Origin of the sequence: Herminiimonas sp. Marseille-P9896 (assembly GCF_903993245.1) — a bacterium.
In the GTDB taxonomy this organism is placed as follows: domain Bacteria; phylum Pseudomonadota; class Gammaproteobacteria; order Burkholderiales; family Burkholderiaceae_D; genus Oxalicibacterium; species Oxalicibacterium contaminans.
In genome coordinates this window covers 192,381-210,985 of record NZ_CAJEVT010000004.1, presented here as the reverse complement: position 1 = coordinate 210,985, position 18,605 = coordinate 192,381, and the positions used below count along the sequence as shown (strand labels likewise).

Genomic DNA, 18,605 nt, shown 5'->3' with positions numbered 1-18,605 from the left:
TCGCCATATGCAAGACATTCCCACTAGCGGCAAATCCGGCGATGCCAAACCGCATCGATCGCTGATTGAACGCCTGACCGCACTGATCGCCCCCGAACCCGAAAGTCGCTCCGAGTTACTGACCATCTTGCACGATGCGCATGAGCGCAACCTGATCGATGCAGATGCCCTCGCAATGATAGAAGGTGTGTTTCAAGTGTCGGAATTGTCGGCCCGCGACATCATGGTGCCGCGCGCGCAGATGGATGTAGTTGATATCACCAAACCAATAGAAGAATGGCTGCCCATGGTGCTGAGCACCGCCCACTCGCGCTTCCCGGCAGTGGACGGCGAACGCGACAAGGTGGTCGGCATCCTGATGGCCAAGGATTTGTTGCGCTATTACGCGGACGAAGCCTTTGATATACGCCGTATGCTGCGCACCGCAGTGTTCATCCCGGAATCCAAGCGCCTGAATGTTTTGTTGAGTGATTTCCGAGCCAAGCACAATCACATGGCGATCGTGGTCGACGAATACGGCGGTGTCGCCGGCCTGATCACGATTGAAGACGTACTCGAACAAATCGTCGGCGATATCGAAGATGAATACGATTTCGACGATGACGAAGACAATATATTGCCTATCAAGGCAGGCGAACATGGCCCGCGCTGGCGCGTCAAGGCATTGACCGAAATCGCACAGTTCAATGAAGAACTCGGTACCTTCCTGGCCAATCCCGATGTCGACACCATAGGCGGCTACATCGCCGACCATCTGGCACGCATGCCGCATAAGGGTGAAGTGGTGGACATCGATGGCTTGCGCTTTGAAATCCTGCGTGCCGATGCACGTCATATCCATGTCGTGCTGGTGGAAAAATTACCACCTGCTCCTAGCGAGGATGCTCTTGATAGCTAATCTGGTACTACCTCGCATCCGCATCCTGCTGCAGCGCCAACGCGTGTGCCGCAATTGACTTCCTTCCGCTTCAGCCCGACCCAGGCCGCCATCGCCGCATTGTTTGCAGGTGCTTGCAATGTGTTCGCCTTCGCGCCTTACGGCTACTGGCCAATACAAATCCTGGCACTGGCGCTGCTGTTTCATCTGTTGCAGCAAGCCGCTTCCGTCAAAGCGGGCGTACTGCTGGGCTGGCTGTATGGCTTCGGCTGGTCTGTAGTCTGCGTCTACTGGCTGTACATCAGCATGCATCAATATGGCGGCATGCCAGCACCGCTGGCGGCACTGGCCGTGGCCTTGCTGGCACTCTTGCTCGGTGCATTCCCAGCCCTGGCAACCGGCCTGGCAACCCGCTTCCAGCGTAATCGCACAGTCCCTGCGTGGATTACGCTGCTGCTGGTACTGCCAGCCTTGTGGATGTTTTCTGAATGGCTGCGCGGCTGGGTGTTTACCGGCTTTCCGTGGGCGATTTCCGGCTATGCGCACACGGCTAGTCCGCTGACTGGCTATGCACCGTTGATAGGCGTATATGGACTGGGCTGGCTGGTGGCCGTACTGGCAGCATGCCTGGTACTGCTGCCGGGCAAGAAAAGCGCGGGCGTCCTCTTGCTCGCTATCCTGGCACTCGGCCTGGGACTGAAATCGCTGAGCTGGACTACACCAAACGGCCAACCTATCTCGGTGCGCCTGCTGCAAGGCAATGTACCGCAAGAGATCAAGTTCGACGCCGAACAACTCAATGCCACGCTGACGCTGTACGAAGATTTAATCCGCGCCGCCCCGGCCGACCTGATTGCTACGCCGGAAACCGCGCTGCCTTTACTGGCGCATCAGTTGCCGGTCGATTACCTGCCACGCCTGGCCGAATTCGCCACCGCTTCGAACAGCCACCTGGCGATAGGCATACCCATCAGCGACGGCCCGCAGCAATACGCCAATAGCGTCATCGGCATCGCGCCTACACCGGCAAATCGCGCCACACCCAAGCTGTATCGCTATGACAAACATCATCTGGTGCCATTCGGCGAATTTATTCCGTTCGGTTTCCGTTGGTTTGTCGACATGATGAATATCCCGCTCGGCGATTTCAGCCGTGGTGATGCCTTGCAAGCACCGTTTTCCGTCAAGGACCAATGGGTGCTGCCGAATATTTGCTATGAAGATTTGTTTGGTGAAGAGATCGCCGGTCAATTGCGCGCCAGCGATGCCGCCGGTAATCCGGTCGCAAGCTTGCTGCTGAATGTCTCGAACATCGCGTGGTTTGGCGATTCCATCGCCCTGCCGCAACACTTGCAAATATCGCAAATGCGGGCACTGGAGACCGGCCGTCCCATGCTGCGCTCCACCAATACCGGCGTTACAGCCATCATTGCCCCTGACGGCAAAGTACTGGCGCAGCTCAAACCGTACGAGCGCAATGTACTGACTGCCTCGGTCCAGGGCTACCGTGGCATTACCCCCTATGTCGCAGTCGGCAATGCTTTCATCGTCCTGCTGGCGCTGGCCTTGCTGCTGGCCGCCTGGTATCTTGCGCGCAGAACCCCTAGTAGCCGCTAAAACCCGGTAAAATCTAGGGTTTTGGCAACACTGCCCTCGCCCGCCCCGGGTGATGCAAAAATTCAAACAAAATGCTCACATTTCAACAAATTATTCTGACGCTCCAGAAGTACTGGGACGCCCAAGGCTGCGCACTGCTACAACCATACGATATGGAAGTCGGCGCCGGTACTTCACACACCGCGACTTTCCTGCGTGCAATCGGACCGGAACCATGGCGCGCTGCCTATGTGCAGCCTTCGCGCCGCCCGAAAGACGGCCGTTACGGGGAAAACCCGAACCGCCTGCAGCACTACTACCAATACCAGGTTGTATTGAAACCGGCACCGGACAACATCCTCGAACTCTATCTGGGTTCGCTCGAAGCACTCGGCTTTGACCTGAAAAGCAACGATATCCGCTTTGTCGAAGACGACTGGGAAAACCCGACGCTGGGTGCCTGGGGCCTAGGCTGGGAAGTCTGGCTGAACGGCATGGAAGTCACACAATTCACTTACTTCCAGCAAGTCGGTGGCATCAACTGCAAACCGATTACAGGTGAAATCACCTACGGCCTGGAACGTCTCGCCATGTATCTGCAAGGTGTCGACAATGTGTACGACTTGCGCTGGACTGACAAGCTGTCTTACGGCGATGTCTACAAGCAAAATGAAATCGAGCAATCGACCTACAACTTCGAACACAGCGATGCCGACTTCCTGTTCACCGCTTTCGGTGCGCATGAAAAGCAAGCGCTCAACCTGATCGATAACAAACTGGCGTTGCCAGCGTATGAGCAAGTCCTGAAAGCAGCGCATACCTTCAACCTGCTGGATGCACGCGGTGCCATTTCGGTGACGGAACGTGCTGCCTATATCGGCCGCATCCGCAACCTCGCACGCAGCGTTGCACGCAGCTACCTGGACAGCCGCGCACGCCTCGGCTTCCCTATGGCAAAACCAGAACATGCCGCCGAAGTGCTGGCCCAGATTGAGAAGGAAGCGGCATAAGTATGAGCACCCAAAATTTACTCCTCGAACTCTTTGTCGAAGAACTGCCACCTAAGGCACTGAAGAAAATCGGTGCAGCGTTTGCAGAAACCCTGCAAGCCTCGTTACAAGCACAAGGCTTGCTGTCTGCTGATAGCGTATTGACCGCGTTTGCTTCGCCACGTCGTCTCGGCGTGCACCTGACCAAGGTGCTGGAACAAGCCGACGACAAAGCCGTCATGCAAAAACTGATGCCAGCTGCAGTCGGCCTCGGCGCAGACGGCAAAGCCACACCTGCCCTGCTGAAAAAACTGGCAGCACTCGGCGCGGATGAATCCGCAGTCGCAGGCCTGAAACGCGAATCCGATGGCAAAGCCGACGTGCTGTATTTCAACAGCACCATCACCGGCGTCATGCTGAGTGATGGCTTGCAAAAAGCATTGGAAGAAACCCTGGGCAAACTGCCTATCCCGAAAGTCATGGCTTACCAATTGGCCGATGGCTGGGAAACCGTGAACTTCGTGCGCCCTGCACATGGCCTGGTTGCGATGTATGGCGCAGATGTCCTGCCGATCTCAGCACTCGGTCTGCGCGCGGGCTGCACCACGCATGGTCACCGCTTCGAAGCAGGCATAGACCCGGTCTATATCCGTAATGCCGATAGCTATGCGGCGCAAATCGCCACCGAAGGTGCGGTCATCGCCAGCTTCGCCGAACGTCGCGCAGAAATCGTGCGTCAGCTCGCAGTCGCTGCAGCCGAAGCAGGCAGCAATCTGACTCCGATTGAAGATGAAGCCTTACTGGATGAAGTCACCGGTCTGGTGGAACGTCCGAATGTACTGATGGGTCAGTTTGAAGAAGCCTTCCTCGAAGTACCGCAGGAATGCCTGATCCTGACCATGAAGGCAAACCAGAAGTACTTCCCGCTGCTCGATAGCAAAGGCAATCTGAGTAATAAATTCCTGATCGTTTCCAACATCCGTCCGGCCGATGCCAGCACCGTCATCGGTGGTAACGAACGCGTGGTACGTCCACGCCTGGCCGATGCAAAATTTTTCTTCGACCAGGATCGCAAGAAGACACTGGCGTCACGTGTCGCTGGCCTGGATAAAGTCGTTTATCACAACAAGCTGGGTACCCAAGGCGAACGTATCGCCCGCGTGCGTGCCATCGCGCAGGCAATCGCTGGCAAGCTCGGTGTCGATGCCCAACAGGCAGACACCGCCGCGCAATTGGCCAAGGCTGATTTGCTGACTGATATGGTCGGCGAGTTTCCGGAACTGCAAGGCATCATGGGGCGCTACTACGCGCAGCATGACGGCCTGCCTGCAACCGTTGCTGACGCGATAGAAGATCATTACAAACCACGCTTCGCCGGTGATGAATTGCCGCGCAATCCGGTCGGCATCGTGGTCGCACTGGCAGACAAACTGGAAACCCTGGTCGGCCTGTTCAGCATAGGACAGGTACCTACCGGTGATAAGGATCCGTTTGCCTTGCGCCGTCATGCACTCGGCATCATCCGTATGCTGATCGAAAGCAAACTGGACATCGGTATCAATGACCTGATCGCCGCCGCCGAAAAACCATTCAATGGCTTAAGCGCAGAACATCGCAGTGCCCTGCTGACTTTCATTTTTGATCGCCTCGCGAATGCCTTACGCGAACAAGGTTACAGCGCACAGGAAATTGATGCAGTACTGGCACTGCAACCGCAACGCCTGGCCGATGTCGCTGACCGCCTCGCAGCGGTACGCGCGTTTGCTGCATTGCCGGAAGCTGCCAGCCTGGCCGCAGCGAATAAACGCGTAGGCAATATCTTGAAGAAGGTAGAAGGTACGGTTGCTGCGCAAGTCGATACAGCTTTGCTGAAAGAACCAGCCGAAGTGGCGCTCAACCAGACGCTGACTACGGTCAAACCGCAAGCAGAGGCTGCATTTGCGCGCGGTGACTATACTGCCTCGCTGCAGGCACTGGCCGCCCTGAGAAATCCGGTCGATGCTTTCTTCGATGGCGTGATGGTAAATGCAGAAGATGTCGCCCTGCGCAATAATCGCCAGGGCTTGCTCGCAACCCTGCATCAGGCGATGAACCAGGTTGCAGATATTTCCAAGCTGGCTGCCTGATTGAAACTACATGCCCGCTCCGCTGAAGTGCTGCATCGTATTGGAGGTGCGGCATGCCAGCTACATTGAAAGGTGATCCGATGAAACTGGTTATCCTCGATCGTGATGGCGTCATCAATCAGGACTCGGACACCTTTATCAAAACACCGGATGAGTGGATACCCATACCCGGTTCACTAGAAGCGATCGCGCGCCTGAATCAGGCTGACTATCGCGTAGTGGTGGCGACCAATCAGTCCGGCATCGCACGCGGCATGTTCAACATCATGGCGCTGAATGCAATCCATCAAAAGATGCATGCCGCCGCACAATCGGTCGGTGCTGAAATCGATGCAGTGTTCTTTTGCCCGCATGCTCAGGATGACCACTGCGATTGCCGCAAACCCAAACCTGGCATGCTGCACACCATCGCCAAACGTTACGACGTCAGCCTGAAAGGCTTGCCGCTCATCGGCGACTCCTTGCGCGACTTGCAGGCCGGCTTTGTGGTGGGTTGCGCACCGTATCTGGTGCTGACCGGCAAAGGCGAGAAAACCCGTGAAAAAGGCGGCTTGCCACCCGGCACCACCAGCTACCCCAGCCTCTCGGCCGTGGTCGATCATTTGCTGAAAGCGCCTGCGCTTACTTACGCCGTTTAAATTATTGCTGTTATAAAAATCTGGAGACTTGATGTCACGCGCTATTTTGTTTTTGCGTTCCCTGTTGTTTGCACTGATCATGCTGGTCGCAACACTGATCTGGGCCCCGGTCTGCTTCCTGGCTGCGCCGCTGTCGTATAACCAGCGCTATTACATTACTTCGCGCTGGAATGTGTTCATCATCTGGCTGGCCAAAGTGCTGTGCGGTATCCGCTATGAAATCAAAGGCATGGAAAACCTGCCGGACCAGCCTGTGATCCTGCTGTCCAAACACCAATCCGCATGGGAAACAATTTTCCTGCTGTGCAAGATGCCACGTCCGCTGGTCTTCGTCTTCAAAAAGGAATTGCTCTACGTGCCTTTCTTCGGCTGGGCACTTGGCTTGCTGCGCATGATTCCTATTGACCGCAATAACGGCAAGGATGCATTCGCCCAGGTAGTAGTGCAAGGCCGCAAACGCCTGGCCGACGGTCAATGGATCATCATGTTTCCGGAGGGCACACGCATTCCGGTCGGCGAACGCGGTCGCTACAAAGGTGGGGGCGCGCGTCTGGCAGTCGAAACCAATACCGTGGTCGTGCCTATCGCACTTAATCCAGGCCATTGCTGGGCCAAGAACTCCTTCATCAAGAAACCTGGCCATGTGACCGTTTCCATCGGCAAGCCTATGTCGCCGGAAGGATTAACTGCTGTCGATTTAATGCAGCAAGTCGAAAATTGGATAGAATCTGAAATGCGGGTGATTTCACCTGCAGACTACCCTGCAACATCCAAAACTGAATCTACCCAATAACGGCCCGACTATCCTTGAAGCTGCTACGTCAATCATCGCCGGATCCACAACAGCTTGCGCTGCAACTTGATTTTTTTTCGTCCGATTTTTCATCGCAACCGAAAGTAGATCATCCTGCACCTGAGCGCACGCCTGGATCGCTGCTGCCCAGCCTGCCGCTGTCGAATGGCGATGCAAACGCTCCGGTACCTCATGGCAAGCGCCGCGTACATGTCGGCGAGCACATCCTGGATTACACACTAGTTCGTTCCAAGCGGCGCTCTATCGGCTTCATGATCGACGATGATGGCTTGCGTATTACGGCACCTAAGTGGGTGACGCTGACCGAGATTGAAAATGCGATTTGCGAAAAGCAGCGATGGATTTTTACCAAGCTAAACGAACGGCGCGAACATTCGGCACGTCGTTTGCAACCGCAAATGGAATGGCGCGACGGCGCGACCCTGCCCTACCTCGGGCACGATATAACCTTGCGCATACTCGGCACCCAGGCCGCAGGTATCGTCTATAACGCCGATACCAAAGAGCTGACTGTATGCCTGCCGGGCGATGCGGCTGAACGCCAATTAAAAGACCGGGTACAAGGCTGGCTGCAACTGGAAGCCAAACGCATTTTTGCCGAACGCCTGCCGGTCTACGCAGAAAAACTGAACGTCAGCTATCAATCCTTTGCGCTGTCATCGGCGATGACGCAATGGGGATCGTGTACTGCAGATGGAAAGATACGCCTGAACTGGCGCTTGATACATTTCGCGTTGCCACTGATCGATTACGTGATTGCGCATGAGTTGTCGCACCTGCGTGAAATGAATCACAGCCCGCGCTTCTGGGCGACGGTGCAATCGGTATTCCCTGAATTTGTCGCGGCAAAAAAAGCCTTGCGCGACCACGCTCCCGAGACGTTGCCTATCTTTTGATAGTTGGCTCAAGCGCTTGCCTGCTTGAGCCATATCAGCATCAGAACTTGTCTGTGCTTTCCCATTCCTTGCGTTCTATCAGTTCGACTTTATAGCCGTCCGGATCTGCTACAAACGCAATCACGGTAGTACCGCCCTTCACCGGACCCGCTTCGCGTGTCACGTTACCGCCACCTGCTTTGACATCCGCGCAGGCTTTATACGCATCAGGCACGGCAATCGCGATATGACCGTAAGCCGTACCCATCTCGTATTCATGCTGGCCGTGGTTATAGGTCAGCTCCAGCTCTGCGTGCTCTGGATTGCTGCCGTAGCCGAGATAAGCCAGCGTATATTTGTATTCTGTGTTTTCCACCTGACGCAGCAATTTCATGCCGAGCAGTTTGGTGTAAAAATCGATAGAACGTTGCAGGTCGCCGACGCGCAACATAGTGTGCAGAATGCGCATGTAGTTCCTCTTGGAATGTAAAAGTTGAAGTGTCGATTTTATGCCGATCTGGCATTTCTTGCCGACGACAACGCAGTTTGCAGGCGTTGTTACAGCCGATTCGCCAGTGCGACGTATTGCTCCAGCGGTATGGTTTCCGGACGGGCCTGTGGATCGACACCGGCTTCCAGCAAATCACTTTCAGTAAACATCCCGGACAAGCAATTGCGTATGACTTTGCGGCGTTGCGAAAAAGCCTTCAGAACGACCTGCTCCAGTTTGGCCTGATCACAAGGCAAAGGGTTAGGTAACGGAATCATGCGCACGATCGCAGAGTCGACGCGTGGTGGTGGATCAAATGCAGTCGGTGGCACCACAAACATCAGTTCCATGTGGTAACGCCATTGCAGCATGACCGACAAGCGGCCATAAGTTTTGCTGCCCGGTTCGGCCACCATGCGTTCGACCACTTCTTTTTGCAGCATGAAGTGCTGGTCCTGCACATGCGGTGCCATTTCAGCCAGATGGAATAGCAAGGGACTGGAAATGTTGTACGGCAGATTGCCGACCACGCGCAACTTGCTACCCGCAGGTACCGGAATGCAGGAAAAATCAAACTGCAAGGCATCAGCAGAATGAATGATCAGGCGTTTTGGATCGAAATTTTTCTTTAAGCGTTCAACCAGATCACGATCCAGTTCGACCACATGCATCTGCTCCACGCCTTCCAGCAGCAAGCGTGTCATCGCGGCCAGTCCGGGACCGATTTCCACCATCGTATCCTTGGGCTGCGGATCGATTACGCGGATGATGTTGTACAGCACGGTGTCATCGGTCAGGAAGTTCTGACCAAAGCGCTTGCGGGGAATATGTTTCATGAATTAAACGCTTCTGGCCAAAACGGAGTGGCCGGTTATTTCTTCTATAAGGGCGAGCTACGCGTGGCAGCCGCCATCTGCGCAGCTATGCGCATGGCTTCCAGCATACTGCCATGGTCAGCATGCCCCAGTCCGGCAGCGGCCAGATCCAGTGCAGTACCGTGATCTACCGACGTACGTATCAGCGGCAAACCCAAAGTGATGTTCACACCCAGGCCGAAGCTGGCATATTTCAACACAGGCAAACCCTGATCGTGATACATCGCGAGTACGCAATCAGCATCTTCCAGGTACTTTTGCTGGAACAAAGTATCGGCCGGGTATGGGCCACGCACATCAAAACCGCGTGCCTGAGCAGCCTGCAATACCGGGGTAATTACTTCGATTTCTTCACGTCCGAGGTAGCCACCCTCACCGGCATGCGGATTCAATCCGGTCACCAGTATCCGTGGCTGCGCGATACCAAATTTGTTTTGCAGGTCGGCGTGCAGGATATCAAGGATACCCGTCAGGCTGTCGGTGGTAATCGCTGTGGCGACATCCTTTAAAGCCAGATGTGTGGTTGCCAGCGCTACGCGCAAAGGCTGCGGTGTGGCATTCGTGGCCAGCATCATGACCACTTGTGGTGTCGCTGTTTTCTCGGCCAGATATTCGGTATGACCAGTGAATGGCACACCTGCATCATTGATAGTGCTCTTTTGCAGCGGCGCGGTGACGATGGCATCAAACCATCCCTGTTGCGCACCGTCTATTGCAATGTCCAGCGTTTGCAAGACGTAACGACCATTCTGCGCATCCAGCTTGCCCGGCACCACATGCGCAGCAAGTGGACAATCAATCACGGCGATCTGGTCACGCGGAAAATCCGGTATGCCGCTGTTGCGTACTGCCTGCAGCGAGAGCGCAGACAAGCGGATCGCAGGATTGATGGCAGCAGCCGTCATCGCCAGGAAGGCAGCGTCGCCTATGAGTATGCTTTTTACATCGGCACGCAATTCCCATGCAGCCCGGATCGAAATCTCAGGGCCTATCCCGGCAGGCTCGCCACTTGTAATGGCGATAGTTGGTCGCTTACTCACAAGCTACCCACGGCATGGAAACAGCGAAATTGACATTATTGTTGATCATCCAGACGATATTCAACATAGGCACGATCACGCACCTGACGCAACCAGTCTTGTGTTGCTTCTTCAACCTTTTGCTCACGTATGGCCTGACGTGCAATCATGCGTTGACGTTCTTGCGATACGTCGTCGCTCTTGCGCTCCGTCACCAAAATCAAATGATAACCAAACGGTGATTCGATCGGTTCACTGACCTGACCGATAGGCAAGGCATCCATCGCGCGCTCGAATTCAGGCACGGTATCACCCGGATAAATCCAGCCCAGGTCACCGCCCTTAGCTGCGGAAAAATCATTCGAATACAGTTTAGCCAATTCTTCGAAGGTTGCAGCCTTGTTATCCAGGCGTTGCTTCAGTTCCAGCAGTTTGCGGCGCGCTTCGGCAGCGGACACAACCTGATTCACTTTGATCAGGATATGGCTGGCGTGCGTTTGCTTTACTGCCGCTACCGCAGGCGCCGCAGCACCAGCTGCACCACCATCTTGCGCACGCAATACGCTTTGTGTGCGACGACCCAGCAACTTCAGGATATGAAAACCATTACCGCTTTTTACGATAGGCGCAATCTGCCCATCCTGCAAGTTAGCCGTTGCATCAACGAATAACTGCGGCAAACGATCTGCACTACGCCAGCCCAACTCACCACCGGTCAAACCATCGGTACCATCGGAGTAGACGGTAGCAAGTTTGGTGAAGTCAGCACCGGCATTCAGTTGCGCCACGACTTCATCGGCACGACGCTTGCTGTCTGCCAATTGCTGCTGCGTTGCATTCTCAGGCACGCGGATCAGGATTTGCGCGATATGCAATTCCTGTGGTGCGGTGGCAGCTGGCGCATTATGTGCAGCCATGTAGGCATCGATTTCTACATCCGATACCTGAACGCGGTTATCAACTTCACGTTCGCGCAGACGCTGGATCGCCATCTCATCACGAATTTCATTGCGAAATTTCGAATACACCAGGCCATCTTCTTCCAGGCGCTTGCGGAACTCAGGCATGCTCAATTTATTTTGCTCGGCGATACGGCTCATCGCACGGTCCAGCATGGTGTCATCTATCTTGATGCCGGTTTCTTTGGCCTGCTGCAATTGCGCGCGTTCGACGATCATGCGCTCCAGCAATTGGCGTTGCAACTGATCACGCGGAGGCAAATTACCGCCCTGGCTTTGCAGCCTTGCTTCGATCATCTTGTAACGCTCAAGGAAATCGTAACGCGTGATGACTTCGTTATTCACTACCACGATGATGGCGTCAGCCAGCCGCGGCTGCACTGCTGGAGCCTGGCCTTGTGCCTGCACATGGGCCATCACGCCGCAAGTCAAACCCAACAAAGTCAGCGCATGCTTCGCATGTTGCAACGATTTTTGAATAGTAAACATAGGACGGATATGACTCATGATTTAACTTAGTATTTCGCTTCTTAGTAACTGCTACGGTTGGGATCAGTTCCCAATTCCTGATAGCCAGGAATGCTGGTACGCAATGCTTGCAGTGGATCGGAACCCAACTTGGTCAAACCACTTAGCTCAAGCTGGAAAAAGAGGGTCGAATTTGATTTTCCGGTACCTGTAGGTAAGCGTTGAGCCACGACACGGAATATCCAACAATCAGCCTTGTATTCGAGACCCAGCAAGCCCTCGGACAAACCACGCGCAGGTGGTGCTGTCAACGGCGCGAAACCAGGGCGGTTGGCATAATCATTAGGCAAGGAATAGTTCAAGCGGCCTACGCCATACCAACGGTCTGCTATCGGCCACTGTCCCGATACGTCGACCTGACGCAAGGCATTCGGTACGTCGACACGATAAGTCAGGTTCAATACCTTCTTCGGCTCCGGCCGCCAGCTCAAACCGGCATTGCCACGAATAACCGAACTCTGATTCGCACTATATTGCACATTGCCTTCAGTTTTCAGCGTATTGGAAACTTGCAAGGTGCCGGATGCCAGCAAATCCGGTTTGCTTTTCCCGGTCGTTGGCGTTCCCAAAGTGACACGTTGCTCATCAAAGTAATACCTTTGTGCCAGCGCCACACGCAAACGTTCAGTTCCGCTGTCCTCGATGTAACGTGAGACCATCGCTGCGGTCAACTGGTTCGAATCACTGATCCTGTCATTCCCGATAAAGCGGTTTTCATTGAAAATCTGCGCAAAACTCAAATCAGCGACCGCGCTGTCAAAAATAGGGAACTGGCTTTGATCACGATAAGGTGTTTTGACATAGAACAAACGCGGCTCCAGTGTTTGCGTCATGGCCGAGCCAAAGAAGTTGGCATCACGTTCAAACACCAATCCACTGTCCAGCGAGAAGGTAGGTAACGCGCGGTTATATGTGGAACTAGCATTATTGCTACCCGGATCCTGCACGCTATAGGCCGCTGCATTCAACGAAACCTTGGGCGTAATAAAATAGCTAGGACGAACTATCGGATACGAAATACTAGGGTTAACGACATAGCGCTCACCACGCACCATAGTCGGATGCCAGAAACGACTTGCTTCAAGATACGCCGCAAAGTCGAAGCCATTCACATCCTGACGCGCCGCGCTCAGACTGAATTGCGGCAATCGGTCATAAGGACGGGTGATAGGCGAGGCTGGATCTTGCAAGACCTGATAATTCGATGCACGCGCAGTAGCACTCCAGAATGTACTAGCGTAAGTAAAGTTCAGGTCACGCAACAACAAACGCTGGGTACTGATAGACAAATTCCGTGAAAAATCACTGGGGTAATTGTCATCCGACGCCGCATTGATGTTCCAGTTCATCGTCGTTTCTGGACTGAACTTTTGCGCATGTACCGATGCAATAGACCAGCGGTTGGTCTTGGTTTGCGTATCGTTCGGCAGGAACTCCGCTTTGGTTTCACCGGCGTACGTGCTGTCCATATAGCGTGCATCTGCGCCCAACATCATGCCGCGACGAGCGATATACCGGGGCGTCAATGTCAGATCGCGATTCGGTGCGATATTGAAATAGTAAGGCACTGAAACTTCGAAACCACCTGTACTGGTCGTACCCTGCGTAGGCGCGAGGAAACCTGATTTACGCGCAGCAGACAAAGGGAAGGACATCGACAGTGCACCTATGATGGGCACACCCTTAAAGTAAATGATCGGTGCTTCAGCATTACCGACTTCGCGCCCGGTATCCAGCTTCAGAGTACTGGCTTTCAGATACCAGTCAGGATTTGGACCTTCGCAAGTACTGTAAGTACCATCGGTAATCAGCGCCCTATCCTCGGATTCAAAATCAATACGCTCCGCCTTGCCCTGCCCATTGCTTTCCAGCATATGGTAGGTCGGATTGGTGACATAGCCGACACCCGAATCCATCTTGAGTCGCATCTTGTCGCCGGTATAACGGTCGCCAAAACGCGTCATTCGTATATTGCCGTTTAACTCGACTTCATCTTCAGCCGCCCAGTAAGTCGCATGATCCGAATTGACCGTGGTTTCGCCACGGATAATTTCGACATCCCGCTCCAGCACCAATTCCCGATCCGGGCGTCCGGTCATTTGCTCCGAGCTGATCCGCGTTTCATCCTTGCGATCTTCCGCCTTGGCAGCTTGGGTATTGGTCTGGGCGACAACCAAGGACGGCGCGGAAGCCGCTGCTATCACTGCGGCCACAGTTGTGAACAAACGTTGAGGACGGCGTAAAGGGAAAGGCCAGGTCATGAAAATATAGTTTTGAGTACCATCGCTGGCGATTTTTCGAATTTAATCCCTTATTATATGGGAACTCACCGCCCATCAACCGGATTACCTAGGCTTGCTTCATGTCTTTATATACAACACCCGCCTCCGCTGACGACCTGCGTCTGCCGGAACTGAACAAATGGCTCGCCTCTTTACCTGCTCCTGCTCTAAAACTGGACTCCCTGCGCCCGGCTTCCTCCGATGCAAGTTTTCGCCGCTATTTCCGTATAGACGGGGCAGATGGCGCCACTTTTATCGTGATGGACGCCCCGCCGCCGCAGGAAGATGTGCGTCCATTTATCCAGGTAGCGGGGATTTTCGGCGAAACCGGCGTTTCGGTGCCCGCCATTCTGGCACAGGATATCGAACAAGGTTTCCTGCTGCTGAGTGACCTAGGTTCTACCACTTATCTGCAATTATTGACTCCAGACAATGCTCATAAGCTGTATATCGATGCGATAGACGCGCTGGTACACCTGCAAATCCATAGTAAACCAGCCGTTTTACCCGAGTATGACCGCACCCTCCTGCTACGCGAATTGATGCTGTTCCCGGAATGGTATGTCGGCAAGCATCTCGGTCTGACCATGACAGAAAAGCAAACTGCCACGCTGAACCAGGTCTTTGAACTGCTGCTGGCAAATAACCTGGCACAAGCCCAGGTTTATGTGCACCGGGATTACCACTCGCGCAACCTGATGGTGCTGACACAAGGCAATCCCGGCATCCTCGATTTCCAGGATGCGGTATTCGGCCCTATCACCTACGACCTTGCCTCCTTGCTGCGCGATGCCTATATCCAGTGGGACGAAGAAATCGTGCTGGACTGGGCCATCCGTTACTGGGAACGTGCCAAACGCGCGGGCCTGCCAGTCAATCCTGATATCGATGGCTTCTACCGTGATTTTGAATTCATGGGTCTGCAACGCCACCTCAAAATACTCGGTATCTTCGCCCGCCTGTATCACCGTGACGGCAAGGACGCTTACCTGAAAGACTTGCCGCTGGTGATGGAATACACCCGTAAGGTCGCCTACCGCTACAAGGAACTGGCACCGCTGGTGAAATTGCTGGATGAGTTGGAAGACAAAGCACCGCAGGTCGGCTATACCTTCTGAGCCAGGCACTGAATTTTCAAGCAACACGCTCTCCCAGCCTGCCGCCAAACATGGCCATGCAGGCTGCTTCCAGAACCTATTAGCGAAATGCGAACACCATGAAAGCGATGATATTCGCAGCCGGGCGCGGCGAAAGAATGCGCCCACTTACAGACACTTGCCCCAAGCCATTGCTGACGGTACGCGGACGTCCGCTCATCGTCTGGCACATCCTGAACCTGGTCCGAGCCGGCATCACGGACATCGTGATCAATCACGCACATCTGGGCAATCTGATAGAAGAAACTCTAGGCAACGGCGAAAAATTCGGGGCAAAAATCAGCTACTCGGCTGAAGAGACTGCACTGGAAACCGCAGGAGGCATAGCCAAGGCACGTCATCTGCTGGGTGATGAACCTTTTGTCGCCCTTGCAGCCGACATCTACTGCCCCCATTTCAATTTTGAACAAGTAAAAAACGTACTGGAAGACAGCGATGTCTGGGGCAACCCCTACCCGGTTGATCAACGCGATGTAGCATGGCTGTATCTGGTGAAAAACCCTGCGCACCATCCACAAGGTGATTTTGCGCTGCACAGCTTTTCAGTGGCCAACGAAGGAGAAGCTAAGCTGACCTTCTCCGGCATAGGTGTGTATCGCCCTTCGATGTTTGATTCGATCACATCCGGTGAATCGGCCAAGCTGGTAACGCTACTGCGCGAATATGCGGCGCGTGGGCAGATCGGTGGAGAACTGTATCGCGGCGACTGGACCGATGTTGGCACAGCCGAACGACTGGCAGAACTGAATGCACCTTTGACAGGACACTACAAATGAAACCTTATAGCGACAGACGCGCAGCACTGATTGCACAAATGCAGGCCAAAGGTGGCGGTGTCGCCATCATTCCAACTGCACCGGAAGTCATGCGCAATCGCGATGCCGACTATCCGTATCGCCACGATAGTTACTTCTACTATTTGTCCGGCTTCACGGAACCGGAAGCTGTCATCGTGCTGGTCGCTGGCGCCAAAAATCAAACGATATTGTTCTGTCGCGAAAAGAATATGGAACGCGAAATCTGGGATGGCTTCCGCTACGGTCCCGATGTCGCGCGCACCACCTTCGGTTTTGATGCTGCTTATCCGATAGAAGCGCTGGATACCGAACTACCGAAGCTGATGGCAAATGCACCCGCGCTGTTCTACGCACTCGGCAGCGACAACAAACTCGATACACAAGTACAAGGCTGGCTGCAAAGTGTCCGTGGACAAGCACGTGCAGGCGTCACGCCACCTAACGCTGCATACGACATCCATGTCCTGCTCGATGAAATGCGCCTGATCAAGGATGCAAATGAAATCGACATCATGCAGCGCTCAGCCGATATCGCTGCCGCTGCACATCGACGCGCAATGCGCATCGCACGCCCTGGCTTGCGCGAATACCACCTGGAAGCAGAAATCCTGCATGAGTTCCGCAACAACGGCTCGCAATTCCCGGCCTACGGTTCCATCGTCGCCACCGGAGCCAATGCCTGCGTACTGCACTACCGCGCCAGCGATGCAGAGTTGAAGGACGGCGATCTGGTCCTGATCGATGCTGGTTGCGAACTGGATAGCTACGCATCCGACATCACACGCACCTTCCCGGCCAACGGAAAATTCTCCGGCCCACAAAAAGAGTTATATGAAATTGTGCTGGCATCGCAAGATGCTGCGTTTGCAGAAACACGTCCGGGCAAACGCTTTATGGATGGCCACGACGCAGCAGTTAAAGTGCTGGCGCAAGGCATGCTCGATACCGGCCTGCTCGACCGCAACAAGGTCGGCTCACTCGATGATGTGATTGCGAGCCGTGCCTATAGCCAGTTCTATATGCATCGCACCGGCCATTGGCTCGGCATGGATGTGCATGATGTCGGGGAGTACCGCGATGCAGCACCGAATGGCGCAGACAAACCATGGCGTACTCTGCAGCCAGGCATGGTGCTGACCGTGGAGCCAGGTATTTATGTGCGTCCTGCAGAAGGTGTACCGGAAAAATACTGGAACATAGGCATACGCATAGAAGACGATGCACTGGTCACTGCGAGCGGCTCACACATCCTGAGTGCTGCCGCACCCAAATCCGTGGCCGATATTGAAGCGCTGATGAAAGACTGATCCGATCTACATGCAGACTGATTTTGACATTGCCATTTGCGGTGCCGGTCCGGTAGGGCTGGCGCTCGCTGCATTGCTGGTCCGGCATGGCAAGCAAGCCGACAGGATTGCACTGATAGATGCAAAAAGCGTAGAACAAAGCGCACAAGATCCGCGCTCTATCGCTCTCTCTTATGGCAGCCAGCAGTTGCTGGAAAAGATAGGCGCCTGGCCGATCGCCGCCACCGCCATCCATCAAATCCATGTCTCGCGGCGCGCGCATTTTGGCCGCACGCTCATAGACAGAAGTGCATACGCGTTACCTGCACTCGGACACGTCACCCGCTATGGCGCCATCGTCTCCGCTCTGAATGCGCGTGTAGCAGACACCGATGTCAATATGCTGCGTCCCCGTACCGTCAGCGGCGTCTCGACCAGCAGCACCATGGTGACACTCGACTTCACGGACCAATCATCATTCTCCGCGCAACTGGTAGTGCAAGCCGAAGGCGGCATCTATAACGAACAAACCAAAAAAACCTTGCATCGCGACTATGAGCAAACGGCTATCGTGGCACATGTCCACGTCGACGCTGCTATCGCACATCGTGCCTACGAACGTTTCACCGATGAAGGCCCGCTGGCCCTGCTGCCGCAGGAAGATGGCTATGCATTGGTATGGTGTGTACGACCGAAGACTGCTGAGCGTTTGCTCGCCTTGCCAGACACAACATTCCTGCAGGAACTGGGTCATGCCTTCGGCACACGCTTGGGCAATTTCACCGCCTGCAGCAAACGCAATGCCTTCCCCCTGGGTCTGAATGCCAAGCCAGATACCTCGGAACGCCTGATCGCCATTGGCAATGCAGCGCAGACTCTGCATCCGGTCGCAGGTCAGGGATTAAACCTGGGATTACGCGACGCAGCGGTATTGGCGCAACTATTAGGTACGCATGCGATACCAGACGCCTTGCAAAAGTTTGCAGAAAAACGTCGTACGGATCGTAATACCACTATCCATCTGACGGATCTCATGGCACGGGTGTTTGCCGACAATGCGCGCGGCATCGTATCGCAAACCCTGCTCGGCATCTCGCTGGGCGTCGTCGATGCACTGCAACCTGCGAAAAAATTTCTCGCTGAACAAATGATGTTCGGACGTCGCCCATAAAGCTACGAAACCAAGTCCTGAACCGGACGGTGTCATCATCCTGCAATCAGCATGCATGACAATAAAACGAAGCTCAGTGACAGATGTTGCCAATTACTACACGTCGTGGCAGGGTCACGCCTGGGA

General features: G+C 54.5%; 16 protein-coding genes. 11 read left to right on the top strand and 5 right to left on the bottom strand.

What is annotated here, in order from left to right:
* Positions 1–7 precede the first annotated feature (7 nt).
* The 7 genes from H7U06_RS15600 (at position 8) to H7U06_RS15570 (ending at position 7,936) form a co-directional block, all read left to right on the top strand.
* Positions 8–898 carry an HlyC/CorC family transporter gene (locus H7U06_RS15600; RefSeq protein ID WP_175627027.1) on the top strand — a complete coding sequence of 297 codons (891 nt, stop codon included), beginning with the start codon at positions 8–10 and terminating at the stop codon, positions 896–898.
* 45 nt (positions 899–943) lie between these two features.
* Positions 944–2,494, top strand: coding sequence for an apolipoprotein N-acyltransferase (gene lnt, locus H7U06_RS15595; protein WP_175627026.1), 1,551 nt, complete (start codon positions 944–946; stop codon positions 2,492–2,494).
* Between the two features lie 71 nt (positions 2,495–2,565).
* Positions 2,566–3,483: a glycine--tRNA ligase subunit alpha gene (gene glyQ / locus H7U06_RS15590; protein ID WP_175627025.1), complete on the top strand. Its 918-nt coding sequence runs from the start codon at positions 2,566–2,568 to the stop codon at positions 3,481–3,483.
* Between the two features lie 2 nt (positions 3,484–3,485).
* Positions 3,486–5,588, top strand: a complete 2,103-nt coding sequence (gene glyS, locus H7U06_RS15585; RefSeq protein ID WP_175627024.1) for a glycine--tRNA ligase subunit beta — start codon at positions 3,486–3,488, stop codon at positions 5,586–5,588.
* Positions 5,589–5,668: 80 nt separating this feature from the next.
* On the top strand, positions 5,669–6,226 hold the full coding sequence (gmhB, locus tag H7U06_RS15580; protein ID WP_175627116.1) for a D-glycero-beta-D-manno-heptose 1,7-bisphosphate 7-phosphatase: 558 nt from the start codon (positions 5,669–5,671) through the stop codon (positions 6,224–6,226).
* A 31-nt stretch (positions 6,227–6,257) separates the two neighbouring features.
* Entirely contained in the window at positions 6,258–7,019 is a 762-nt protein-coding gene (locus H7U06_RS15575; protein ID WP_175627023.1) for a 1-acyl-sn-glycerol-3-phosphate acyltransferase, read from the top strand.
* A gap of 14 nt (positions 7,020–7,033) precedes the next feature.
* A complete protein-coding gene (locus H7U06_RS15570) occupies positions 7,034–7,936 on the top strand; it encodes a M48 family metallopeptidase (RefSeq protein ID WP_175627022.1) in 903 nt (300 codons plus the stop codon).
* A gap of 40 nt (positions 7,937–7,976) precedes the next feature.
* Here H7U06_RS15570 and gloA read toward each other — a convergent pair whose 3' ends face one another.
* The 5 genes from gloA to H7U06_RS15545 all read right to left on the bottom strand — a co-directional run bounded on the left by gloA (position 7,977) and on the right by H7U06_RS15545 (position 14,047).
* A complete protein-coding gene (gene gloA, locus H7U06_RS15565) occupies positions 7,977–8,384 on the bottom strand; it encodes a lactoylglutathione lyase (RefSeq protein WP_175627021.1) in 408 nt (135 codons plus the stop codon).
* 89 nt (positions 8,385–8,473) lie between these two features.
* Entirely contained in the window at positions 8,474–9,241 is a 768-nt protein-coding gene (gene rsmA, locus H7U06_RS15560; protein WP_175627020.1) for a 16S rRNA (adenine(1518)-N(6)/adenine(1519)-N(6))-dimethyltransferase RsmA, read from the bottom strand.
* Positions 9,242–9,285: 44 nt separating this feature from the next.
* Positions 9,286–10,320, bottom strand: a complete 1,035-nt coding sequence (pdxA, locus tag H7U06_RS15555; RefSeq protein ID WP_175627019.1) for a 4-hydroxythreonine-4-phosphate dehydrogenase PdxA — start codon at positions 10,318–10,320, stop codon at positions 9,286–9,288.
* Between the two features lie 35 nt (positions 10,321–10,355).
* On the bottom strand, positions 10,356–11,747 hold the full coding sequence (locus H7U06_RS15550) for a peptidylprolyl isomerase (RefSeq protein WP_254873262.1): 1,392 nt from the start codon (positions 11,745–11,747) through the stop codon (positions 10,356–10,358).
* 41 nt (positions 11,748–11,788) lie between these two features.
* Positions 11,789–14,047: an LPS-assembly protein LptD gene (locus tag H7U06_RS15545; RefSeq protein WP_175627017.1), complete on the bottom strand. Its 2,259-nt coding sequence runs from the start codon at positions 14,045–14,047 to the stop codon at positions 11,789–11,791.
* Between the two features lie 101 nt (positions 14,048–14,148).
* Between H7U06_RS15545 and H7U06_RS15540 the strand changes: the two genes are divergently transcribed.
* From H7U06_RS15540 to H7U06_RS15525, 4 genes are all read left to right on the top strand, one after another.
* The gene (locus H7U06_RS15540; protein WP_175627016.1) at positions 14,149–15,186 is read left to right on the top strand and encodes an aminoglycoside phosphotransferase family protein; all 1,038 of its coding nucleotides are present in this window, start codon (positions 14,149–14,151) and stop codon (positions 15,184–15,186) included.
* 98 nt (positions 15,187–15,284) lie between these two features.
* Complete coding sequence (murU, locus tag H7U06_RS15535) at positions 15,285–16,001, top strand: N-acetylmuramate alpha-1-phosphate uridylyltransferase MurU (RefSeq protein WP_175627015.1); 717 nt, start codon at positions 15,285–15,287, stop codon at positions 15,999–16,001.
* Positions 15,998–17,329 (top strand): aminopeptidase P N-terminal domain-containing protein, encoded by a 1,332-nt coding sequence (locus H7U06_RS15530; protein WP_175627014.1) that lies wholly within the window; start codon positions 15,998–16,000, stop codon positions 17,327–17,329. The genes murU and H7U06_RS15530 overlap by 4 nt, the downstream gene beginning before the upstream one ends.
* Positions 17,330–17,339: 10 nt before the next feature.
* Complete coding sequence (locus H7U06_RS15525) at positions 17,340–18,479, top strand: UbiH/UbiF/VisC/COQ6 family ubiquinone biosynthesis hydroxylase (protein ID WP_175627013.1); 1,140 nt, start codon at positions 17,340–17,342, stop codon at positions 18,477–18,479.
* The last annotated feature ends 126 nt before the right edge of the window (positions 18,480–18,605 follow it).